Here is a 20,093-nt window from a genome sequence, read left to right on the forward strand (position 1 = left end):
TTTGCCTTTCACTAGGGGTCAACTTGTCGAGCTATACCCCAAAACGTTATCCATCCCAGGCACGCCGCTCCGAGTGCCACGCCGCGCCGCCGGATAAAAAGTAGCTAACGAAGCACTCCAACGCCACGCAGCCTATCGACGGCATTTTTCTCATAATCATCTGCCACTAGCGCCATCAGGATGTGATCTTGCCATGCGCCGTTGACGTGCAGGTTGCGTCGTAGCACCCCTTCTTCTCGGTACCCGTTATCGGCGAGCACTTTTCCCGACGCCGGATTGCTCGGCAAATACGTTGCGGTGACGCGGTGCAGGCCCACCCGGGTAAAAGCGAGATCGGTTCCCAGCGCCACAGCGGTTTTGGCTACGCCGCGCCCCGTCACTGCAGCATCGACCCAGTATCCAATCCAGCAGTCGGAAACGATCCCATGTTGGATGTTGCCCAAGGTGAGCTGCCCTGCGAACATGCCGTCGAGTTCGATCACGAGCGGAATGATCGTCCCGCTGGAAGCCGCTAACCGCAGGTGGTCAAACATTGCTGACCAGGCCGCGGGGCCGTGCGCTTCTTCCCAAGTTCCGACCACGGTCGGCTCTACCGGCTCCAGAAATTCTTGGTTGGCTACGCGCAGCTCACGCCACCGATTCTGGTCTTTCTTAACCAAGGGGCGAAGCTGAACCCGCGCGCCATCGGCTAGGTGCACCGCTTCGGTGAGTTCTGGCCAACCGGGGTGGATACGGTGCCGCGGAGCCTGCGGCCCCCACTGCTTTATGCGTGGTAAACCAAAAACTTGCGCGACCATCAGCTACCTTGGCCGAGGAAAAGCACGTCTACGACATCGCCCGGGCGGACTTCGCCCACTGGTTCCGGAATCCTAATCAACGCATTAGCTTCGGACATGCCTGCGAGCAGGTGCGCAGGGGCGCCGGTAGCGCCACTGAGCCCTTCGACCAGGTAGTCCTGGGTGTCCGCATCGCGCATCAACCGGGCGCGCACATAGCCACGACGGCCTTCCTTGGACGCGATGGGGCCAAGTGCGCGGGCACGCACGTGACGACGTCGCGTGGAATTCTTCCCCAATGCCGCCCGGATACTCGGACGAACAAAAATCTCGAAGCTCACCAGCGCAGACACTGGGTTGCTGGGGAGCAGGAATGTGGGGATACGAGCATCGCCGAGTAGTCCGAATCCTTGCACAGAACCTGGGTGCATCGCCACGCGGCTAATGTCCACCTCTCCCAGTTCTTTCAGCAGGTCGCGGGCCCGTTTGGAGGCCGCCCCGCCAACAGCACCGGAGATGACGAGCATCTCGCTGCGCATCAGCTGTCCCTCGATGATCTCGCGGAGGCGGCGGGGCTCCCCCGCCGCGACACCCACACGGTGCACTTCTGCGCCAGCCTCCCGAGCAGCAGCTGCCAGTGCGTAGGAGTTCACATCGTAGACCTGGCCGAGCCCCGGATCGCGGTCAATATCGACGAGTTCGGCACCGATGGAAAGAATCGAAACTCGTGGTCGCGGATACACCAGCACCTTGTTACGCCCCACAGCTGCCAGCAGGCCGATGTGTGCCGCCCCGAGGATGGAGCCCGGGGTGACAGCGACGTCACCCGGCTGAATATCATCGCCGACGCGACGGACGAACTCACCAGACTTGACGGGGCGGTGTGCGATTACGCGTTTGGTGCCCCGGTCGGACCATTCGAGAGGAAGGACGGCGTCGGCAAGCGTCGGCAATGGTGCACCGGTGTGCACCCGGACGGCTTGCTTCGGCTGCAAACGTAACGGGCGCTGGGACCCAGCGGCTACCTCGCCGACGACGGGCAGCGATTTCTCATTGACTGCCACGGGCTGTGGCTGGTCACCGTCAACAACGCGTCCTTTCAGGGCCCTGGCCCCTCCCACGTCCACGGCGCGAACAGCGTAGCCATCGATCGCAGCCTGCGGGAAACCGGGCAACGCGCGGGTAGCTTGCACCTCTTCCGCGCACATAAGCCCCAAGGCTTCTGCGATAGCGATGCGGACAGGGCTAGGTGTGATCACCGAGTCGGTGACCATGGCCAATTGCTGTTCTACTGAGCGCACGCGCGTGGGTTCCTTTCGGACGAAAGAGGCTAACTCTCTTGGAGAAGTTCCGTAATGTAGCGCTTCAACCCCTTGCCGTAGACCGGATGCTTCAGTCCGAAATCTACGCAAGCACGGATGTAGCCACCTGGGTTGCCTAGGTCATGGCGGGTGCCCTGGTGTACCAAAATGTGCACGGGGTGGCCGGCCTCGATGAGGAGCTCGATGGCGTCGGTAAGCTGCAGTTCACCGCCCTTGCCTGGGGTGATCTTGCGGAGTGCGTCGAAAATTGCGCGATCCAGCAGGTAGCGTCCCGTGGCAACGAAGTTCGACGGCGCGTCATCGGCGTCCGGCTTCTCCACCATCCCGCGCACCTTTTTCACGCAGTCGGTGTCGGACTCCTCGATATCAAACACGCCGTAGTTGGAGACCTCTTCGCGGGGAACTTCCACCGCGCACAGCACGCTGCCACCGAACTTGGCACGCACCTCGGCCATTTTTTCCATCGCACCCATGGGCAGCACCAGGTCGTCGGGAAGCATGACGGCGACGACGTCTTCATCGTCATCCAGCACAGACTCGGCCAGGCCCACAGCATGGCCCAAGCCCAGCGGACGCTCCTGTTCTACAGCAACGGCGTTGATCAGCTCCGGCGCGCGACGCACCTTTGCCAACTGTTCTTCCTTCCCGCGCTCGCTGAGGGTTTCCTCGAGCTCAGGATATGGATCGAAATGAGCGAGCACTCCCTGTTTCTTCGGGGCGGTAATGATCGCGAGCTTCGAAGCACCCAGGTTTGCGGCTTCCTCCGCAATCATCTCGATGCCCGGAGTATCCACCACTGGCAGCAGCTCTTTAGGGACGGTTTTGGTGGCAGGAAGGAAACGGGTGCCCATACCCGCTGCAGGGACAATCACCGTCTTTACTGCATGCTTGTGCTCATGGATCGGATGGTTCATAACCCCAAAGGATACCTGGCACCGCACTGTTATCCGGGAGCAACCCGGCCAAACATTCCGCTAGTGTGGCGGGTATGACAATCGCCACGGAAAAAACCGAGCTACGGCGCAGGCTTTTCGACGTCCGTCGCTCGCTCACCCCGGACTCCCTGGCATCCTTTAATGCTGCCCTCCACTCCCGCATAGCAGAGTTTCTCACCCAGCACGGCTACACGTCAGTCGCAGCATACATGCCGACTCGGACAGAACCGGGCGGGGAAGATTTGGTTTCGTTTCTGTTGTCGATTGGGGTGTCTGTGATTATCCCAGTGGCGCATGAGGACTTTTCCATGTCGTGGCATGAAGTCACCCCGCATACTACGTTCCGAAAAGGTGCCTTTGGTATCTCCGAACCCGTCGGCACCCCACTCCCAGGTTCACCATTGAAGCAGATAGACGTAATTTTTGTACCCGCCTTAGCGATCGACTCTGCCGGATATCGCCTCGGGAAAGGCGGCGGGTACTACGACCGAGCATTAGACGTCGTGGCACAACCAGTGACCGCAGCCCTGGTGTTTTCCCACGAGCTGCTGCCCCATGTGCCGCGGGAGCCACACGACGCCCCCACCGACGTCATCATCACCCCCGAAAAAACTTTGGTCACCGACGGAACCTTTTAGCCAGGTTGGCGAGTCTAACTTAATATGGACTCTTTTATTTCCCGCATCCCGTTATCGCTGCGTCACCCGAGTTGGCGGCGCTCCATGTTTATCAGACGTCTCCTTGCCGCCGTTTTGCTTATGTTTGGGTTGGTTTTGGCGATCTCCGAACAGCTACGAGACTCGCACCAGTATGTAGTTGCTAACTCAACACTCACCCCAGGTGCGATCATCACCGAAGCTGACCTCACGGTTCGTACCTTCCAGCAGCCTCTAGGGCTTACTTCCCCGGTACTCTCCCCCGCTGACGCGGTAGGGAAAGTCATAGCCAGACCGCTACAGCCGGGGGATTTCCTGCAGGAAAAGGACATGCTCGGCCCTGAACTGGCCACAGCTCTAGGCTCCACTGCCTCCGCGATGGTTCCTATTACGCTCGCCGATCCCGCCGCGGCTCAACTTGCAGTTCCTGGCGCACGGGTATCGGTGGTTAGTGCTGGGCAAGAACAAAGTTCTCCTATGGTCATCGCCGAGGGTGCCACAGTAGTGTTCGGCACCGCGAAAGCAACAGACAGTACCGATCCGGGCACCGTACTCCTCGCTTTGAACACGGAGGAAGCACAACATGTTGCAGCGGCATCGCTCCGCCTACCGATAACAATTGTCTTAAAACCGTAACTTAGCTCACCAAGCATGTCGTTTTAACGACAATCTAACATTACTTTGTGTGGCTTTTGCTGACATAAACATAGAACTGTTCGCTAAGGTGTTGTCCGAGAAGTTAACTCCACTCCACCTAACAAAAACTAGGAGCACATTTCATGCTTAAGGGCTTCAAAGACTTTCTGATGCGCGGCAACGTCGTCGACCTCGCGGTCGCCGTCGTTATCGGTAGCGCCTTCACCGCAATTGTAACCGCTTTCACCAACAACCTCATCAACCCACTGATCGCAGCCGTCGGTGGCGCTGAGGTTGGCGGCCTCGGCTTCCACGTCATCGCTGGCAACCCAGCCACCTTCGTTGACTTCGGTGCCGTCATCACCGCAGCCCTGAACTTCCTGATCATCGCAGCCGTTGTCTACTTCATCCTGGTTGCTCCAATGAACAAGCTCAAGGAAATCCAGGCAGCACGCAAGGGGGTTAAGGAGGACGAAGAAACCCCAGCTTCCGTCGAAGCGGAGCTGCTCGAGGAAATCCGCGACCTGCTCAAGGCCCGCAACGTTTAACCCACGGGATTTAGCGTACGGATGGGATGTGTACAGCGCGAAAGATCCCATCCGTACGCTAGATTTCACTTCTGAACCGACGAAAGACCCCTGCGAAGGGGTCTTTTGCTATGTCAGAAGTGGGGCGGGCGCTGTTCCTTCCAGAAGTCCTCATCGAATTCCCCGGATTCAGACTCTTCGTCATAGTTGTCATCCAAGATGACTACAAAGTCATCGCTGTGGCGCGGGTCTGTGACGTCCGCGGGTTCCTGGAACATCGCGCTTCCAGCGGGGCTGTCCCAAGAGCGGTCTATTTCGGGTGCATCCGAAGGGCGTACGGCTCGTCGCCTCTGGCGTGGTCGGTCACTCATGTTACTCAACGGACGCCGTCTGCAGCTGGTCGATCACAAAGTGGACGAGTGGCCCCAGGGTCGCCATACCGTCTCGGACTGCGGCGCGAGATGCCGCCAAATTCACTACCACCGTGGAACCGGAGACACCCGCGATTCCGCGGGACGTTCCCGCATCAATGGCGCCACATGCCAGGCCGGAGTCGCGCAGTGCCTGCGAAATTCCCGGAAGCAGCTGGTCTAATACCGCGCGAGTGGCGTCGGGTGTCTTATCGCGTGGCCCTACTCCCACACCGCCGACAGTGAGGACCAAGTCCACTCCCCCGACGACCGCGGTTTCGATGGCTTTGCGAATCGCAGATTTTTTCGCCTTGACCCCAACCACGGCATCGACGGTGAAGCCGTCTTCGGCAAGCAGCTCCGTGATGAGGCGGTCAGCATCCGACCCCGTCGATAGGGTGTGATCTGACACGAGGACCACCAGAGCACGCCTCGTTGCACGGGCCCGCAGTTCCTCGTTTTCAGTCGCGATGAGGAATTCTGGGTCGGGCTCAGCAAGGCCATCGAGCAGAGCCGAATCTCGCCCTGACTCGAGGATCATGTCGCGCTCGCGCAGGTCATCGTGGAACTCGCTGGAAGGTATCGAGCTTGGCATTTTCTCCATGTCTTTCAAAAGGTGTGAGCTACTTCTTACTAGGAAGAATAAACCTAGTGCAGCGGAAAAGATACCGGTATGGCGAAAACCGTTACTCCTGTGGCAGCGTCAGCTTGACTTCGCGGGTCTGCCGCGAATCCGGTTCGGACACCTGCAGAGTGATCGTCTCGCCAAATTCACGCGAACGAACTGCAGCGATCAGTGCATCGGCAGTATCGATCGTTCGATCGTTCACCTTAGTGATGAGGTCGCCTTGCACAATGCCCGACTTAGCGGCCGGACCATCTGGTTCAACACCAGCGACCAGTGCACCGCGGTACTTCGAGTTTTGCGACACCTTGACACCAATCATCGGTTGCTTGACTTCACCGGTCTTCACCAGCTGATCAGCAATCCGCTTGGCTTGGTTTGCTGGGATAGCGAATCCAAGGCCAATCGAACCTGACTTAGCGCCCGGCCCTTCACTCAAGGTTGCGATCACCGAGTTCATCCCCACCAGGTTTCCTTGCATGTCGACGAGTGGGCCACCGGAGTTACCGGGGTTGATCGCGGCGTCGGTCTGAATGGCGTCGATAAGCGAGCTTTCTCCTCCGTTGCCACCTGACGCACGCACCGGCCGGTTGAGCGCGGAGACAATTCCCGACGTCACGGTAGCCGACAGCCCCAACGGTGACCCGACAGCCACCACCTCTTGGCCGACGGCAACATGGTTGGAATTACCAAATTTCAATGTCGGAAGCCCGCTAACGTCGCGAATCTTGATCACAGCGATGTCGGTACTGCCGTCACGAGCAATGAGATCGGCGGGGTGGACGGAGCCGTCGTTGAGAGAAACCTCGATGAGACCTCCTGAAGAAGCGTCCTCAACCACGTGGTTGTTCGTCAGCACCAACCCATCGGACGAAATGATCGACCCAGAGCCCTCGCCAGACCCATTGCGTGCTGAAACCTGAATCGAGACCACAGCAGGAAGCACACGGTTCGCAACCTCTTCCACGGAACCCGGCTGCGCGGCCCCTTCACGCTTCGCTGGAGCTTGTTCCAGTGAGTTGTAAACCGTGCCCGTCGAGCCCGTCTCATTGAGAGCCACTGCGGTCACAACGCCAGTGCCTACCGACGCCACAAGCATCAACGCAAGGGCAGCTCCAAGCCCCACCTTCCGCTTTTCTTTAGGAGCAGGAGCGATCGTCGATGGAATTGGCTCCACCCGGCCTGCGTCCTGTTCCCACTGACTGTAGGTGGGAGCAGAGACCGGTTGCTGAGGATGCTGGGCACCGAGTCCTGCGTAAGGATTATTCGAAGAAGATGGGGTGTTCGCGCTGGAACCGAACCCGGAGTTTTCGTTCATGTGAGTTATTCAACCCCTCTGCTCTGACGATGCTCTGTGTCCAGGACAGGCAGTCCCTGAACACTTCCTGTACGTTCTCTGAATGACTTTACCGCCTGTTAAATGCCATGACAGGGCGAAATGTTCCCGGAGAAAAGTAACAAGTACGGCAAGGTTTCCCATACCGGACGCTTTCGCCTGTTACGGCTTGATGGTGTCATTCGCTTTGCCTTGCTCCGGGGTTCGGCCGCCAGGCAAGGTAATCTGCATCAAGGTACCGCCGTCATCAGAATCCAGCACCTCAATAGTGCCATGATGGCGCTCAATAACCTGTTTCACGATCGCTAGCCCCAAGCCCGAGCCGGGCATGGAACGGGCTTGAACGGAACGGTAGAAGCGCTCGAAGACTTTTTCCCGCTCATCCTTAGGAATACCGGGACCGGAGTCCGCGATGGAAATATGGATCGCATGATCACTGATCGGCTTCATTGACAGCCGTACCACGCCGTTTGGAGGCGACCATTTCGCAGCATTGTCCATGAGGTTCACGGTGGCCCGGCCGAGGGCGAAGGAGTCGCCGTTGAGGTACCACTCCTCCTGATCAAATGTGAATTCCACGTCTGGGCGGCGACGACGCACACGTTCCAGCGAGTTCATCATGGTCTCTTCCAGATCCACAAGCTCCAGCTCCCCTTGCTTAGCATCTTCTCGTGCCAGGTCAACCAGGTCACCGATCAATGTGGACAGTTCATCGATCTGCGCCACCACATCATTTTCTAGATCTTCGAGATCACTCGGAGAGAAGTTGGAGGTTGGCGACTTGCTCACCATCATGAGCAGCTCAATGTTGGTACGCAAGGACGTCAGCGGGGTTTTTAGCTCATGGCCAGCGTCCGCGACGAGCTCTGTTTGTCGGCGCCTGGAAGCTTCCAGAGATGCCAACATTTCATTGAAGCTGCGCGTGAGCTGCGCCAGCTCATCGCGCCCATTAACCTCGATCGGTTCGAGGGAATCGGTGGCGGTCACACGTTCAACGGCGCGTTGTAGACGGGCCACAGGCCGAAGTCCGGTGGTGGACACCACCATGCCGGCTGCGATGGCGAGCAAAGTACCGAGCCCAGCGATAATCAGCAGCACCATCCCCAGCGAGCTCACCAACATGTAAGTGGGACCCAGGTTTTGGGCAATCATCACGCTAGCCCCATCGGGGTTATTCATGGCTAGGACACGTTCGTCGCCCTGGTTGCGCAGCGACTGTGGTACTTCGCCACGAATGACGTCGCCTTCAACGACCAGCGGAATGTCATCACCGATCCCCCGGGCTGCTCCCTTAGGGAAGAACTGAATCTGAATGTCAGGGTTGTAGGCCTTAAAGATCGCGATTTCTTGCTCAATATGGCTATTGAACGATGGGTCTTCGGAGCGATCCAAAACCGATTGGGCTACTTTGGTCAGCTCTTCGTCAACTGCACGGTTCAGTGACGTTGACACGCTCCAATACGCCACAATCGTCATTACAGAAACGGCAGCTGCCACCATCACCGCCGTGACAATGGCGAGTTGCCAGCGCAGCGGGGCTTTGCTCCAAGAACTACTCTGCCAGTTATTATCACCGGCCTGCGGGACATCCTCGGAGGTTGGGTTTTTCAAAATCACAGGTTTGTCTTGTCTACTGCGCGTTCTCACGGAGTACGTAGCCAACGCCCCGTGCGGTGTGGATCAGGCGTGGCTCGCCGTCCGCTTCGGTCTTACGGCGCAGGTATCCGATGTACACCTCGAGGGCGTTGCCGGACGTCGGGAAGTCATAGCCCCACACTTCCTCTAGGATGATCGCGCGGCTGAGCACGCGTCGTGGGTTAGCAAGCAGTAGCTCCAGGAGTGCGAATTCCGTGCGGGTCAGGCTGATCTGGCGTTCCCCTCGGTACACCTCGCGGGTTTCGGTGTTGAGGCGAAGGTCCTCAAAGACCAGTTCCGCCTTTTCTTCTTGGACGTTCTTGGCCTCGTTGTAGGAACGACGAAGAAGGGAGCGTACGCGGGCCAGCAGCTCTTCCAGGGCAAACGGCTTGGGGAGGTAATCGTCGGCACCAGCGTCAAGGCCTGCCACGCGGTCGGACACGCCGTCACGGGCGGTAAGAACCAAGATTGGTCGATTGTCGCCACCGCTACGCAGCTTGCGGCACACTTCCAAGCCGTCCAGAATCGGCATCATTACGTCCAGGATGACCAGGTCTGGCTGTTCCTTATGGATCAGTTCCAGCGCTGCGGCACCGTTGTCGGCCAGCAAGACCTCATACCCATTGAAGGTGAGGGACCTACGAAGCGATTCGCGGACGGCCTGCTCGTCATCAACAACAAGAAGTTTCATTCTTTACTCTTACGCCTGACTACAAGGGTTGCGATTCCACAACCAGGATGAGCACCGACTTCTCCCTTAAGGAAGTCACCGGGGTTTCTAAATGATTCTATTGTATAGGTATAAGTGAAAGCCGATCCAATCCTGATATCAACATCAGAATTGGACCGGCTTAATGGGTCTAGGCGCAGTAAGTGCTTAGAACTGCTCGACGTCTACGAGACCGAGCTGAGCTGCCTTGACCAGGCGGCGAGGAATCTGTACCTCGCGGCCGTCGATCTTGACGGTCTGGAGGGCGACATTGTCAGCCTTCCACTGGGAACGACGTGCGTGGGTGTTAGCACGCGACATACGACGCTTTGGAACTGCCATGTTGTTTTCCCTCCTTCTTTACTTGTTCTTCTTACGGCGAGCGAGTGCGCCGTAACGCTGGTTGAACTTCTCGACACGGCCGGCGGTGTCCATGACACGCTGTGCGCCGGTCCAGAATGGGTGGGACTCAGAGGTAACGTCAACCACGATCAGTGGGTACTCGTTGCCGTCTTCCCATTCGACGGTGCGGTCGGACTTAGCGGTGGACTTGGTCAGGAACTTGAAACCAGTACCTGCGTCCTGGAACACCACTGGGTGGTAATCCGGGTGGATATCCTTCTTCATATAGTTTCCCTCAGGATTGAACTTCAGGTCGCTTCTGCACGCTCTATGCGCCGATCGTGCCTGAGTTGGGATTGACAAGATAACGCTGACTGCATAGCCAGCACCGCAAAAACTATACACGCCCGGACGGCGCAGAAGAAATCGCCATGGCTTATCGACGGCCATCCCACCCAATCCCCTAACGCTAACGCGAACCCGGCTCCGCGACAGTAGATAGGTATTGTGAAGGATGTGACGTCGTGAAGCATGCCCCACTAGGCGATTAGGTTTTTCGGCCTGCAACCGGTAAGGTTTTCCCTTGCTGTTGTCGAAATATTCGTTTTCGCCCTCCTCAGCTGACATCGATGTGCCCCTGACCAGTAGGTTAGGCGCGGCACCTTTCGTCTAGTTAGAGCGTGGGCGGCTAGGAGAAAGAAAGTTATGTCGGCTATTTGCCAGGTAACGGGACGGAAGCCAGGTTTTGGCAAGTCCGTGTCCCACTCGCACCGACGCACCTCTCGCCGTTGGAACCCTAACGTGCAGCGTCGTAAGTTCTTTGTGCCTTCTTTGGGCCGCACCATCACCCTGACCGTGTCCACCAAGGGTCTGAAGGTCATCGACCGCGACGGCATCGAGTCCGTCGTTGCTCAGATCCGCGCACGTGGGGAGAAGATCTAACCCATGGCACGTAACGATATCCGTCCAATCATCAAGCTGAAGTCTACGGCTGGCACCGGTTACACCTACGTCACCCGTAAGAACAAGCGCAACAACCCGGACCGTATGACCATGAAGAAGTACGATCCGATCGTCCGCAAGCACGTCGAATTCCGCGAGGAGCGATAATCTATGGCTAAGAAGTCTAAGATCGCCAAGAACGAGCAGCGCAAGGAAATCGTCGCCCGCTACGCGGAGCGTCGCGCTGAGCTCAAGGCTATTATCAAGAACCCTAACTCCACTGACGAAGAGCGTCTCGACGCTCAGTTCGAACTGAACCGTCAGCCACGTAACGCCTCCCCAGTTCGCGTCCGCAACCGCGACGCTGCTGACGGCCGTCCACGCGGCTTCCTTCGTAAGTTCGGCCTGTCCCGTGTTCGCGTTCGCGAAATGGCTCACCGCGGTGAGCTGCCGGGCGTCCGTAAGTCCAGCTGGTAATAGGGAGATTTGCTTAAAATGAAGCGCACCAACATGAAGAAGGCGCGGATCGAGCAGTCCCGCCGCCCAAAGAAGAACCCACTCAAGGCTGCAGGCGTTGAGAAGGTCGATTACAAGGACATCAACACCCTTCGCCTTTTCATCTCTGACCGCCACAAGATCCGCTCTCGTCGCGTCACGGGCCTGACCCCACAGCAGCAGCGCCAGGTTGCTACCGCCGTGAAGAACGCACGCGAGATGGCTCTCCTGCCGTTCACCAGCCGTTAAGTCGACTGAGTTTACGCAAAAAACGCTCTGCCGCAGGTTACGGCCCGCGGCTAATCGATAACACAGCGAGCTTGTGCCGCTGACAATCGTGACACGGCACAGGTTCCAAAAACCCTCACCTTCGGGTGAGGGTTTTTGGTTTCCAACGGAATTTAGCGTACCGATGGGATTTTTCGGGCAAAAATCATCCCATCCGTACGCTCGATTTTCTCCACAACAAGGCACCCCTGCTGCCTTGCCCCTTGAGTGCGAGTCCTGGAATTCGAGACTCGGAGTAAAAGTGCCCTAGATTCACCGAAATGACGGTTTTCATCCCCCACTCTCGAAAAACAGGTCTCGAATTTCTACGCGACCCCCGCCAGAACCACGCCACCCGACTCCACTAATTCCCGCAAAACGTTGCCTAGATCACATAAAATGCACTAAGTTAGTTAATGACCGTTAACTGAAATCTCCCGCATGGTCCCTTACCGGCGGAAAGGATGCATTATGCGAATCGCAGTCTTGGCGAAAGAAGTCCCGGATACCTACGGTGACCGCAACATCACGCTCGAAACTGGCCTCGTTGACCGTGACGGCGCTGAGAATGTCCTCGATGAGATCTGCGAGCGCGCCGTCGAGGCCGCCCTTGCCCTCAAAGGTGACGGTGACGAGGTACACCTCCTTGCGATGGCGCCTGCCACGGCTGAAAAGAGCATCCGCAAAGGCCTTGCTATGGGAGCTGACGAGGCCGTCCTCATCACCGACGAAGAACTGAGGGGCGCGGATCTATCTCTCACCTCGGAGGTGCTGGCTAGGGCCGTCGAGAAGCAAGGCTATGACCTCGTTATTGCTGGCAATCTGTCCACCGACGGCAACGCTGGTGTGCTCCCCACGATGATTTCTGAGCACCTTAATTGGCCGCACCTCACGCAGCTCACGCAACTGCAGGTTGACGGAAAGGTGCAAGGCACTCGCTCGGCGGAGGAGGGGGACTTCCAAATGGAAGCTGATTTGCCGGCGGTGGTGTCTATCACGGAGTCTTTCCCGGACCCCCGGTACCCGAACTTCAAGGGGATCATGGCAGCGAAGAAAAAGCAGATTACTAAGCTCACCTGCGCTGATATTGGGGTGGATCCACTTGATTTCTCCCATCCGCGGTTGATTATGACGGAGGCGTCACAGCGTCCTCCTCGCAAGGCAGGTGTCAAAATCACCGACGACGGTACCGCTGCCGCGCAGATCGCCGATTTCCTGGCCGCCAACTCCCTCATCAAATAAGGAGCCACCATGTCTACTCTCGCCATCATCGATACCGACTTGGGTGGCGCCATCGCCCCCACCGCTGCGGAACTCCTGGGGGCGGCCGCGCAGCTCAGCGAACCAATCGCGCTCGTGGCCGGCGACCCCGGAAACCTCGCTGAACTCGGCGCCGACCGTATCGCCACCACCACCGCTGAGCAGCTTATCGACGCCGCAGTGCACATCTACAAAGAGCACTCACCGGAAGCCATCCTGGTGTCTCACTCAGTAGCTGGCCGAGATATTGCCGCTCGCCTGGCGGTTCGGTTGAAGCTTGCGCTGGCAACGGACGCCATTGACATCTCCCGCGATGAAGAAGGCATCATCATGCAGCACTCCGTTTTCGGTGGCGGATTCACCGTGACTTCCGCCCCAACATTTGGCTGCCCGGTGGTGACGCTCCGCAAGGGGGCTGTCGCAGAGCGATCAGCCAAAGGCGCAGGCTCCCCACTCGAGGTGACTCCTGAACAAAGCGAGCGACGCCTAGCCACCGTCGTGAGCAGCTCCCCGGCTGAGGTGAACACCGGTCGGCCGGCGTTGGTGGGTGCCAAGCGGGTGGTCTCCGGTGGGCGCGGATTCGGTTCCAAGGAAGGTTTCGAACTCGCCGGCCAACTGGCCGACTCCCTGGGGGCTGCTCTGGGAGCCTCCCGCGCAGCCGTCGACGCAGGCTACATCGAGCACAGCGCCCAGGTGGGACAAACCGGCGTGTCCATCTCCCCGGACCTGTACATCGCCCTCGGTATTTCCGGGGCAATCCAGCACCTGGCGGGTATGCAAACCTCCAAGAATATCGTGGCGATCAACAAGGATCCCGAGGCTCCGATCTTCGAGATCGCGGACTTCGGCATCGTCGGTGACGTCTTCGAGATCGTCCCGAAGCTCATCGAAGAAATCGAGGCCCGCAAATGAGTGCCCCCACTTTAAGAAGGGGCTTGCCCCGTATTCCGGGCGGCGACCCCTGGCCTCCTGAGGGCATGCACACTCCCCCGGCCCCGCCAAAACCAGCTGCACCAGCCCCAGAGCTCCCCACTAAGCAGCAGGCGTTACGACGCGGTCTTCCCCGCATTCATGGTGGTGAGCAGTGGCCAGAAATCGAGTTCGCTGACCTGGCGATAGCCGAGGAACCAGCCACCGCCGCTCCGGAACCCCTGGCAGTAGCTGCAGCGCGCGTTCACTACACCGAGATCACGCTACGCCGTGGCCTCCCACGCATCCCAGGTGGGGCGCCGTGGCCAGAAGTGGCAACAGCGCAAGTCGAATCGGCTCCAGGGCCGGAGGATTTTCCGGTGGTGGAGGCGCCAAGCCCGGTCGTCGAAAAGCCAGCGGCAGAAAAGCCAGCGGAAGAAAAGCCTGCGGAGCCTCGTCGGGAGCGCCCGGCGTGGTTCGCTAAGGCTATCGGCGCCGGAGTGGGGCTGATGGTTCTGCTCGCGGTGGCAATCCTTGCTGCCCGTGCTGTTGTGGCTGGCGCAGCCGCAGATTTCATCGCGAGGTACCCCGGTGTGGCGCAAACTCCGGACAACACCCCTGTGGGATTGCCAGCGTGGCTCGGCTGGTCGCACTTTTTCAACTTCTTCCTCATGACGTTGATTATTCGGACGGGCCTGCAGATTCGTGGCGAGCGCAAACCTCCGGCGTATTTCACGTCGAAGTCGGGCAAGAAGGTATCGCTGACCATCTGGTTCCACACCAGCATGGACCTGCTGTGGCTACTCAACGGCGTTGTCTTTCTCGTGCTGCTGTTTGCGACCGGGCAGTGGATGCGCATCGTCCCGACAAGCGTTGATGTTTTCCCGAACATGGCATCCGCGGCCCTGCAGTACCTCGCTATGGACTGGCCGGCTGAAAATGGTTGGATCCACTACAACGCGCTGCAACAGGTGGCCTACTTTGTCACCGTGTTCGTGGCCGCCCCGCTCGCCGCAGCGACGGGCTTCCGTATGAGCAACTGGTGGCCGAACGCCTGGACGTTCTTCCCGGTGGAGGTTGCCCGCAAGATCCACTTCCCCACCATGGTGTACTTCGTGCTCTTCATCGTCGGCCACGTATTCCTGGTATTCGCGACGGGCATGAAGAAGAACCTGGGGCACATGTTCGCTGCCTCCCCGGATGGCGGCTGGCTTGGTGTCGGGTTATTCCTGGTATCTCTGCTGGTGACCGCGGGCGCAGTATTCGCTGCAAAACCACTGGTGCTCGCACAACTTGCCAGACCGTTCGGTGAGGTAACCAACCGGTAACAGTCTTTCGCTTCTACCGGGCGGAGCTTAACAGCACCAACATTGAGGCAGCTTGTTGCTCCGTCTGGTAACTATGCGGTTGTTGCCCATCGAAACTGACGTAATCACCAACCGACAACTTATGGTTCTGCGCGGAGGTGCGCACCAACACCTCACCACTGAGAACAAAGAATGACTCCACAGTACCGGCTGAATGAGGCACCCCAGAGAACGTGGTGTGTGGCGGGAGAGCGAACACCCACACCTCAGGGCCACCAGGCAACGGGATTCGATGAATCAGATGGTGGTGCGGTGCATCATCAGGAAAATCTCGGGCCGGAACATAGGTGTCCTGGCCTACGTCGTTACGCTCAATGAGGTCGCCCAACGGTACCCCGAGCGTGACTGCCAAAGAATCGAGCGTACTCACCGTCGGATTGCCGGTCCCAGATTCCAGTTGTGACAGGGTCGCTTTGCCCACCCCAGCACGGCGCGCTAGATCAGTCGCACTCATACCTCGCTGGCCACGCAACCGCTTCACCGCAGCACCGATGCTCGCCGCTAACTCATTGGCCATAACCTCCACCACCCTCAAGAGTTCGCTATAGTAAACATGTAACCTATTTTATCAAACCGGAGTGGTTATCATGCTCGAACTCACCCCTTACGGCGCTCAGACCGTCGACCCTTCAGAACACTACCCCACCAGCGTGTGCGAGCTCCTCACACGACTCAACGCTCGCGTCCACCTCATCGATCCGAACTTCTCGGATACCGCTGAGTTCGCCGAACGCTACCACGTTCCACTAGAGCGCTGCCTCAATGCGCTGCTAGTGGAAACCAAAATCGAGGGCGAACGGCAACCACGCCTCGTTATGGTCCCTGCTCACCGCCGCATCGGGAACTCAGGGCTAAAAAGGGCACTGGGAGGAAAGTCGTCCTTCATGCCGGCTGACCGCGCGCTCGAAGTAACCGGCATGCAGCAAGGCGCAGTGACCCCAATCGGATTACAACCCGAAATCCCCATTGCCCTCGACAGCCAAGCACTGACCGAGAGCAGCTACATCATCGGCGGACAAGACCGCAGCCTAAAAATCGAGGTACCGCAAGAATCCTTGCAAGCACTCGCCGACATCGACTACCAGGGGCTCTACAGCTGACCCCACCTACATCTTCCTAAGAGTCAGCGACTGTTCCGCGCGCCCCACCGGGCCGTGAATGTCATGCAGCGTTGATGCAGTCAGCCCGATGCCGTGGGCACCCCAAGACACCGCGGTGTCCAGACCCGTCCACTCCCCCGCTGGCTGCCGGAACAAGTGGATGGTCAAATCCACATTCGGGAAGGCCCACTCTTTGGGCGACTGCCGCGGATTGATGCCGTTGGCCGGGTCAACACGATTGATAAACTCCGCGATTGCGATAGGGGTATCGCCGTCGACAAGCGTATTTGGCGACGTCAGCCACGTCGCACCGCGCCCAGCACGCTTCTCGACGGCCTGTCGCGCCACCACCTGCGCAATGTAGCCACCGCCCCAGTCCTGACTAAACGGCCGCTCCGGGCACTCCTCCGGCGCCGGCAAAGCCTCGTACTCTACGCCCGCCACATCAGCAGTATCAGACGGCATGAGGTACCAGGCGCGCGCGATAATCACCGGCCGATCCCCAATCGTCGCCACCGCTTCAACCAGCTCAATCGTGCGACCAGGGCGTTTTACCTCCACCTCGATGGAGACTTCCTGGAACGGCAACCGACCAAGAATATCGAAGGAAATCCGGCTCAGATCGAGCTTCCCACCATCATGCTGAACGCGGTGTTGCTCAATCACATGCGTCATCAAACCCGCAAGCGACGCAAAATGGTAATCCTCCGTGGACCACGCACCTTCGGCATGGATCGTCGGGGCGTACGTGTCGCCGCTGATACGGGTGAAAAATGAGTTAGTCATAGGTTGCCTCCCTCACACTGGGTTCGAGTCTTCCAACTCCACGACATAGGCGGCTTCGGTGTTCTTTTCGATGTCCATGAGGGTGACATCTGGGGCGAGCCTCCGGAGGACGAGGTGGTCGTCGGCGACGTCGAAGAGTCCGAGGTCAGTAATGATGCGCTGTACAACCCGGACGCCCGTGAGCGGGAGGGAGCATTCGCGCACGAGTTTCGGGGTGCCGCTCTTGGAGACATGCTCCGTGATGACGACAACTCGTGGGGTTCCCGCGACGAGGTCCATGGCGCCGCCCATGCCTTTGACCATTTTTCCTGGGATCATCCAGTTGGCCAGGTCTCCATTCTGGGATACTTCCATCGCTCCCAGGACGGCCATTTTCACTTTGCCACCGCGGATCATCCCAAAGCTGGTTGCAGAATCAAATGTTGCCGCGCCCGGGATCAGGGTGACAGTTTGTTTCCCGGCATTGATAATGTCGGCGTCCTCTTCCCCCTCAAGAGGGAATGGTCCCATACCGAGGATGCCGTTTTCGCTCTGCAACACCACTTTCACCCCCGGTGGCAGATGGTTGGCAACCATCGTGGGGATACCGATCCCGAGGTTGACGTAGTCGCCGTCGTTAAGTTCGCTGGCGGCTAAAGCCGCCATTTCGTCTCGTGTCCACGGCATTATCGGCTCCTCACTGTTCGTTGTTCGATCTGTTTCTCCAGGTCGGTGGTAACCAAGTAGTCGATGTGGACGCCTGGGGTGTGGATGTGGTCGGGGTCGATTTCACCGACAGGCAGGAGCTGCTCTACCTCTGCGATGGAGACCACGCCAGATTCAGCGCACAGCGGATTGAAGTTGCGGGCCGTGCGCCGGTAGATCAGGTTTCCGGCCTCGTCGCCTTGGTAGGCGTGGACGAGGGCGACGTCAGCAACGATGCCCCGTTCCATCACGTACTCCCGGCCGTCAAAAGTCACGGTCGGTTTGCCTTCTGCAACAAGCGTGCCGACGCCCGTGGCTGTGTAAAACGCCGGAATACCTGCGCCACCTGCTCTAAGTCGCTCAGCGAGCGTGCCCTGCGGGTTGAATTCCACCTCCAGTTCGCCGGCCAGGAATTGACGTGCGAACTCTTTGTTCTCCCCCACGTAGGAGGAAAGCACCTTGCGGACTTGGTTGTTTTCCAGCAGGAGGCCGAGGCCCTTGCCATCGACACCCATGTTGTTGGACACCACGGTGAGATCGCGCCGTCCTACGTCACGCAAAGCTTCGATGAGGAGGAAGGGGACGCCACAGAGGCCAAAGCCCCCGACGGCGATGGTCATGCCGTCCTTAACCAGGTCCCCGACGAGGTCGCGGACGGAGGAACGAATTTTATCCATTAGACCCACCCCAATACGCGCGGCGCCATCTCGCGCAGCTCGACTTTACGGACTTTGCCAGACACGGTCATCGGATAGGAATCGACGATGTGGACGTATTTCGGGATCTTGTGGCGAGAGAGCTTGCCTTGTGCAAATTCGGCAACGTCTGAAACGGTGAGGTCTTCTACCCCGTCGCGCAGGATGATCCACGCCATGATCTCTTCGCCGTACTTGTCGTCTGGGACACCGATGACCTGCGCGTCAACCACATCTGGGTGGGTGAAGAGGAATTCTTCGATCTCGCGTGGGTAGATGTTTTCGCCGCCACGGATCAGCATGTCCTTGAGTCGGCCGGTCACCATCAGGTAACCGTCCTCGTCGAGGGTGCCGAGGTCACCCGAGCGCATCCAGCCATCTTCACTGATTGCCTCTGCGGTTTTTTCTGGGTGCTCCCAGTAGCCCTGCATCACGGAGTAGCCACGGACGTAGATTTCGCCCTGGGTGCCGACGGGGACGGTCTCACCGGTTTTTTCGTCCACGAGCTTGCATTCGATGTGCGGCATGATCTGCCCCACCGTGTTCACGCGCTTTTCCAGTGGCGCGTCCGAGCGCGTCTGGAAGGACACCGGAGAGGTTTCGGTCATGCCATAGCAGATAGAGATTTCCTGCATGTTGAACTTGTCCATGACTTCGCGCATGGTCTTGGACGGGCAGGAGGTGCCGGACATGATGCCTGTGCGCAGGGTACTAAGGCCATACGGGGAGCCGTATTCTTCATGGTCGTGGGCCTCATCGAGTTCCTTGATGAACATCGTCGGCACACCATACAGTGAGGTTGCCTTCGCGGCCTGCACCGCCATGAGGGTTTCGCGTGGCTTGAAGGAGGGGGCCGGCACGATGAGGCATCCACCGTGGCTGAAGATCCCGATTGTGGCCATAACCATGCCGAAGCAGTGGAAGAATGGCACGGGCGCACACACGCGGTCCTCTTCGGTGTAGTTCAGCATCTCACCGACGAAAAAGCCATTGTTCAAAATGTTGCGGTGAGACAGGGTGGCGCCTTTGGGAAAGCCCGTGGTTCCCGAGGTGAACTGGATGTTGATCGGGTCGGTGTTCTTGACCTCAGCAACGTATTCGGACAGGTCATCGATCTCCCCGTGCATCGCGTCGTACCAGTCGGAGGATCCGAAGTAGATCACTTCCTGAAGTTTGGATCCGCGTTGCTTGCGGGCTTCGTTGAGCATCGTGCGGTATTCGGAGTCCTTGAAGCGTCGCGCCGCGAACACCAGTTTCACGCCTGCTTTTTCCAGCACGTAGTTGAGTTCGGATTGGCGGTAGGCCGGGTTGATGTTGACCAGCACCAGGCCGAGGTGGTGGCACGTCCACTGCACGACCAGCCATTCCCAGCGGTTGGTCGACCAGATGCCGACGCGATCGCCTTTGCGGTAGCCGGCGCGAATCAGGGCGCTGGCCAGGCGGAGTACGCGGTTGTAGAAACGTTCGTAGGTAAACGATACGTCTGCGTATACGTCGACGATGCAGTCGCGGGACGGGTATTTTTCCACCATCTGACGCAGAATCTGGCCGAGGGTTTCTTCGCGTAGTGGGGCTGCACCTTGGTCGACGCCTGCCCCGATCACGTGGGACATGAGCTGGCCCTTATCATCCACGACGATGGATCCGTAAGAAGTTGACTGAGTCTTGAGGGTCATGGT

26 protein-coding genes are annotated in these 20,093 nt (G+C 58.7%); 11 read left to right on the top strand and 15 right to left on the bottom strand.

Annotated features, from left to right (window positions below):
- Positions 1 to 104: 104 nt before the first annotated feature.
- The 3 genes from ACZ6ZO_RS02535 to ACZ6ZO_RS02545 are packed head-to-tail and all read right to left on the bottom strand — an operon-like array spanning position 105 to position 3,012.
- Positions 105 to 797 carry a GNAT family N-acetyltransferase gene (locus ACZ6ZO_RS02535; protein ID WP_465290303.1) on the bottom strand — a complete coding sequence of 231 codons (693 nt, stop codon included), beginning with the start codon at positions 795 to 797 and terminating at the stop codon, positions 105 to 107.
- Positions 797 to 2,077 (bottom strand): molybdotransferase-like divisome protein Glp, encoded by a 1,281-nt coding sequence (gene glp / locus ACZ6ZO_RS02540; RefSeq protein ID WP_465290305.1) that lies wholly within the window; start codon positions 2,075 to 2,077, stop codon positions 797 to 799. Before glp ends, ACZ6ZO_RS02535 begins: the two co-directional genes overlap by 1 nt.
- A gap of 29 nt (positions 2,078 to 2,106) precedes the next feature.
- Complete coding sequence (locus tag ACZ6ZO_RS02545; protein WP_465290307.1) at positions 2,107 to 3,012, bottom strand: UTP--glucose-1-phosphate uridylyltransferase; 906 nt, start codon at positions 3,010 to 3,012, stop codon at positions 2,107 to 2,109.
- Positions 3,013 to 3,086: 74 nt separating this feature from the next.
- On the opposite strand from ACZ6ZO_RS02545, the gene ACZ6ZO_RS02550 reads away from it, so the two are divergent.
- The 3 genes from ACZ6ZO_RS02550 (at position 3,087) to mscL (ending at position 4,873) form a co-directional block, all read left to right on the top strand.
- Positions 3,087 to 3,671 carry a 5-formyltetrahydrofolate cyclo-ligase gene (locus ACZ6ZO_RS02550; protein ID WP_465290309.1) on the top strand — a complete coding sequence of 195 codons (585 nt, stop codon included), beginning with the start codon at positions 3,087 to 3,089 and terminating at the stop codon, positions 3,669 to 3,671.
- Positions 3,672 to 3,695: 24 nt separating this feature from the next.
- Positions 3,696 to 4,325, top strand: a complete 630-nt coding sequence (locus tag ACZ6ZO_RS02555; RefSeq protein WP_182386601.1) for an SAF domain-containing protein — start codon at positions 3,696 to 3,698, stop codon at positions 4,323 to 4,325.
- Positions 4,326 to 4,468: 143 nt separating this feature from the next.
- Positions 4,469 to 4,873 (top strand): large conductance mechanosensitive channel protein MscL, encoded by a 405-nt coding sequence (gene mscL, locus ACZ6ZO_RS02560; protein WP_182386602.1) that lies wholly within the window; start codon positions 4,469 to 4,471, stop codon positions 4,871 to 4,873.
- A gap of 113 nt (positions 4,874 to 4,986) precedes the next feature.
- Here mscL and ACZ6ZO_RS02565 read toward each other — a convergent pair whose 3' ends face one another.
- The 7 genes from ACZ6ZO_RS02565 to ACZ6ZO_RS02595 all read right to left on the bottom strand — a co-directional run bounded on the left by ACZ6ZO_RS02565 (position 4,987) and on the right by ACZ6ZO_RS02595 (position 10,194).
- Positions 4,987 to 5,223 carry a hypothetical protein gene (locus ACZ6ZO_RS02565; RefSeq protein WP_465290312.1) on the bottom strand — a complete coding sequence of 79 codons (237 nt, stop codon included), beginning with the start codon at positions 5,221 to 5,223 and terminating at the stop codon, positions 4,987 to 4,989.
- A 1-nt stretch (position 5,224) separates the two neighbouring features.
- On the bottom strand, positions 5,225 to 5,803 hold the full coding sequence (locus ACZ6ZO_RS02570) for a MogA/MoaB family molybdenum cofactor biosynthesis protein (protein WP_182387317.1): 579 nt from the start codon (positions 5,801 to 5,803) through the stop codon (positions 5,225 to 5,227).
- A gap of 145 nt (positions 5,804 to 5,948) precedes the next feature.
- Complete coding sequence (locus tag ACZ6ZO_RS02575; protein WP_465290314.1) at positions 5,949 to 7,205, bottom strand: S1C family serine protease; 1,257 nt, start codon at positions 7,203 to 7,205, stop codon at positions 5,949 to 5,951.
- Positions 7,206 to 7,385: 180 nt separating this feature from the next.
- Entirely contained in the window at positions 7,386 to 8,840 is a 1,455-nt protein-coding gene (locus tag ACZ6ZO_RS02580) for an ATP-binding protein (protein ID WP_465290316.1), read from the bottom strand.
- A 13-nt stretch (positions 8,841 to 8,853) separates the two neighbouring features.
- The gene (locus ACZ6ZO_RS02585; RefSeq protein WP_343159468.1) at positions 8,854 to 9,549 is read right to left on the bottom strand and encodes a response regulator transcription factor; all 696 of its coding nucleotides are present in this window, start codon (positions 9,547 to 9,549) and stop codon (positions 8,854 to 8,856) included.
- 186 nt (positions 9,550 to 9,735) lie between these two features.
- The gene (gene rpmF, locus ACZ6ZO_RS02590) at positions 9,736 to 9,909 is read right to left on the bottom strand and encodes a 50S ribosomal protein L32 (RefSeq protein WP_156192858.1); all 174 of its coding nucleotides are present in this window, start codon (positions 9,907 to 9,909) and stop codon (positions 9,736 to 9,738) included.
- A gap of 18 nt (positions 9,910 to 9,927) precedes the next feature.
- On the bottom strand, positions 9,928 to 10,194 hold the full coding sequence (locus ACZ6ZO_RS02595; RefSeq protein ID WP_182386606.1) for a type B 50S ribosomal protein L31: 267 nt from the start codon (positions 10,192 to 10,194) through the stop codon (positions 9,928 to 9,930).
- Positions 10,195 to 10,614: 420 nt separating this feature from the next.
- Here ACZ6ZO_RS02595 and rpmB point away from each other — a divergent pair, with 420 nt between their 5' ends.
- The 7 genes from rpmB (at position 10,615) to ACZ6ZO_RS02630 (ending at position 15,110) form a co-directional block, all read left to right on the top strand.
- Complete coding sequence (rpmB, locus tag ACZ6ZO_RS02600) at positions 10,615 to 10,851, top strand: 50S ribosomal protein L28 (protein ID WP_182386607.1); 237 nt, start codon at positions 10,615 to 10,617, stop codon at positions 10,849 to 10,851.
- Between the two features lie 3 nt (positions 10,852 to 10,854).
- Positions 10,855 to 11,019: a 50S ribosomal protein L33 gene (gene rpmG, locus ACZ6ZO_RS02605; RefSeq protein WP_156192867.1), complete on the top strand. Its 165-nt coding sequence runs from the start codon at positions 10,855 to 10,857 to the stop codon at positions 11,017 to 11,019.
- Positions 11,020 to 11,022: 3 nt separating this feature from the next.
- Entirely contained in the window at positions 11,023 to 11,328 is a 306-nt protein-coding gene (gene rpsN / locus ACZ6ZO_RS02610) for a 30S ribosomal protein S14 (RefSeq protein WP_182386608.1), read from the top strand.
- An 18-nt stretch (positions 11,329 to 11,346) separates the two neighbouring features.
- Positions 11,347 to 11,595: a 30S ribosomal protein S18 gene (gene rpsR, locus ACZ6ZO_RS02615; protein ID WP_047239834.1), complete on the top strand. Its 249-nt coding sequence runs from the start codon at positions 11,347 to 11,349 to the stop codon at positions 11,593 to 11,595.
- A gap of 489 nt (positions 11,596 to 12,084) precedes the next feature.
- The gene (locus ACZ6ZO_RS02620; protein WP_465290321.1) at positions 12,085 to 12,855 is read left to right on the top strand and encodes an electron transfer flavoprotein subunit beta/FixA family protein; all 771 of its coding nucleotides are present in this window, start codon (positions 12,085 to 12,087) and stop codon (positions 12,853 to 12,855) included.
- Positions 12,856 to 12,864: 9 nt separating this feature from the next.
- Entirely contained in the window at positions 12,865 to 13,785 is a 921-nt protein-coding gene (locus tag ACZ6ZO_RS02625) for an electron transfer flavoprotein subunit alpha/FixB family protein (protein ID WP_465290323.1), read from the top strand.
- A gap of 23 nt (positions 13,786 to 13,808) precedes the next feature.
- Complete coding sequence (locus ACZ6ZO_RS02630) at positions 13,809 to 15,110, top strand: cytochrome b/b6 domain-containing protein (protein WP_465290325.1); 1,302 nt, start codon at positions 13,809 to 13,811, stop codon at positions 15,108 to 15,110.
- 13 nt (positions 15,111 to 15,123) lie between these two features.
- On the opposite strand, the gene ACZ6ZO_RS02635 is transcribed toward ACZ6ZO_RS02630, so the two are convergent.
- Positions 15,124 to 15,666, bottom strand: a complete 543-nt coding sequence (locus ACZ6ZO_RS02635; RefSeq protein ID WP_465290327.1) for a helix-turn-helix domain-containing protein — start codon at positions 15,664 to 15,666, stop codon at positions 15,124 to 15,126.
- 70 nt (positions 15,667 to 15,736) lie between these two features.
- Here ACZ6ZO_RS02635 and ACZ6ZO_RS02640 point away from each other — a divergent pair, with 70 nt between their 5' ends.
- On the top strand, positions 15,737 to 16,249 hold the full coding sequence (locus ACZ6ZO_RS02640; RefSeq protein ID WP_465290329.1) for an aminoacyl-tRNA deacylase: 513 nt from the start codon (positions 15,737 to 15,739) through the stop codon (positions 16,247 to 16,249).
- Positions 16,250 to 16,255: 6 nt separating this feature from the next.
- Here ACZ6ZO_RS02640 and ACZ6ZO_RS02645 read toward each other — a convergent pair whose 3' ends face one another.
- Genes ACZ6ZO_RS02645 through ACZ6ZO_RS02660 form a run of 4 tightly spaced genes read right to left on the bottom strand, consistent with a single transcriptional unit; the run spans position 16,256 to position 20,090 of the window.
- The gene (locus ACZ6ZO_RS02645; RefSeq protein WP_465290331.1) at positions 16,256 to 17,035 is read right to left on the bottom strand and encodes a thioesterase family protein; all 780 of its coding nucleotides are present in this window, start codon (positions 17,033 to 17,035) and stop codon (positions 16,256 to 16,258) included.
- A gap of 12 nt (positions 17,036 to 17,047) precedes the next feature.
- Complete coding sequence (locus ACZ6ZO_RS02650; protein ID WP_465290333.1) at positions 17,048 to 17,701, bottom strand: CoA transferase subunit B; 654 nt, start codon at positions 17,699 to 17,701, stop codon at positions 17,048 to 17,050.
- Positions 17,701 to 18,396, bottom strand: coding sequence for a CoA transferase subunit A (locus ACZ6ZO_RS02655; protein ID WP_465290335.1), 696 nt, complete (start codon positions 18,394 to 18,396; stop codon positions 17,701 to 17,703). Before ACZ6ZO_RS02655 ends, ACZ6ZO_RS02650 begins: the two co-directional genes overlap by 1 nt.
- Positions 18,396 to 20,090 carry an AMP-binding protein gene (locus ACZ6ZO_RS02660; RefSeq protein ID WP_465290337.1) on the bottom strand — a complete coding sequence of 565 codons (1,695 nt, stop codon included), beginning with the start codon at positions 20,088 to 20,090 and terminating at the stop codon, positions 18,396 to 18,398. The genes ACZ6ZO_RS02655 and ACZ6ZO_RS02660 overlap by 1 nt, the downstream gene beginning before the upstream one ends.
- Positions 20,091 to 20,093: the final 3 nt, after the last annotated feature.

The organism is Corynebacterium sp. NPDC104732 (assembly GCF_055583565.1).

Bases quoted from the DNA above. Each gene is read 5' to 3' on its own strand.
- ACZ6ZO_RS02535 (WP_465290303.1), bottom strand. From the start codon at position 797: ATGGTCGCGCAAGTTTTTGGTTTACCACGCATAAAGCAGTGGGGGCCG.
- ACZ6ZO_RS02545 (WP_465290307.1), bottom strand. From the start codon at position 3,012: ATGAACCATCCGATCCATGAGCACAAGCATGCAGTAAAGACGGTGATT.
- ACZ6ZO_RS02550 (WP_465290309.1), top strand. From the start codon at position 3,087: ATGACAATCGCCACGGAAAAAACCGAGCTACGGCGCAGGCTTTTCGAC.
- ACZ6ZO_RS02555 (WP_182386601.1), top strand. From the start codon at position 3,696: ATGGACTCTTTTATTTCCCGCATCCCGTTATCGCTGCGTCACCCGAGT.
- mscL (WP_182386602.1), top strand. From the start codon at position 4,469: ATGCTTAAGGGCTTCAAAGACTTTCTGATGCGCGGCAACGTCGTCGAC.
- ACZ6ZO_RS02565 (WP_465290312.1), bottom strand. From the start codon at position 5,223: ATGAGTGACCGACCACGCCAGAGGCGACGAGCCGTACGCCCTTCGGAT.
- ACZ6ZO_RS02570 (WP_182387317.1), bottom strand. From the start codon at position 5,803: ATGATCCTCGAGTCAGGGCGAGATTCGGCTCTGCTCGATGGCCTTGCT.
- ACZ6ZO_RS02575 (WP_465290314.1), bottom strand. From the start codon at position 7,205: ATGAACGAAAACTCCGGGTTCGGTTCCAGCGCGAACACCCCATCTTCT.
- ACZ6ZO_RS02585 (WP_343159468.1), bottom strand. From the start codon at position 9,549: ATGAAACTTCTTGTTGTTGATGACGAGCAGGCCGTCCGCGAATCGCTT.
- rpmF (WP_156192858.1), bottom strand. From the start codon at position 9,909: ATGGCAGTTCCAAAGCGTCGTATGTCGCGTGCTAACACCCACGCACGT.
- ACZ6ZO_RS02595 (WP_182386606.1), bottom strand. From the start codon at position 10,194: ATGAAGAAGGATATCCACCCGGATTACCACCCAGTGGTGTTCCAGGAC.
- rpmB (WP_182386607.1), top strand. From the start codon at position 10,615: ATGTCGGCTATTTGCCAGGTAACGGGACGGAAGCCAGGTTTTGGCAAG.
- rpmG (WP_156192867.1), top strand. From the start codon at position 10,855: ATGGCACGTAACGATATCCGTCCAATCATCAAGCTGAAGTCTACGGCT.
- rpsN (WP_182386608.1), top strand. From the start codon at position 11,023: ATGGCTAAGAAGTCTAAGATCGCCAAGAACGAGCAGCGCAAGGAAATC.
- rpsR (WP_047239834.1), top strand. From the start codon at position 11,347: ATGAAGCGCACCAACATGAAGAAGGCGCGGATCGAGCAGTCCCGCCGC.
- ACZ6ZO_RS02620 (WP_465290321.1), top strand. From the start codon at position 12,085: ATGCGAATCGCAGTCTTGGCGAAAGAAGTCCCGGATACCTACGGTGAC.
- ACZ6ZO_RS02625 (WP_465290323.1), top strand. From the start codon at position 12,865: ATGTCTACTCTCGCCATCATCGATACCGACTTGGGTGGCGCCATCGCC.
- ACZ6ZO_RS02635 (WP_465290327.1), bottom strand. From the start codon at position 15,666: ATGGCCAATGAGTTAGCGGCGAGCATCGGTGCTGCGGTGAAGCGGTTG.
- ACZ6ZO_RS02640 (WP_465290329.1), top strand. From the start codon at position 15,737: ATGCTCGAACTCACCCCTTACGGCGCTCAGACCGTCGACCCTTCAGAA.
- ACZ6ZO_RS02645 (WP_465290331.1), bottom strand. From the start codon at position 17,035: ATGACTAACTCATTTTTCACCCGTATCAGCGGCGACACGTACGCCCCG.
- ACZ6ZO_RS02650 (WP_465290333.1), bottom strand. From the start codon at position 17,701: ATGCCGTGGACACGAGACGAAATGGCGGCTTTAGCCGCCAGCGAACTT.
- ACZ6ZO_RS02655 (WP_465290335.1), bottom strand. From the start codon at position 18,396: ATGGATAAAATTCGTTCCTCCGTCCGCGACCTCGTCGGGGACCTGGTT.
- ACZ6ZO_RS02660 (WP_465290337.1), bottom strand. From the start codon at position 20,090: ATGACCCTCAAGACTCAGTCAACTTCTTACGGATCCATCGTCGTGGAT.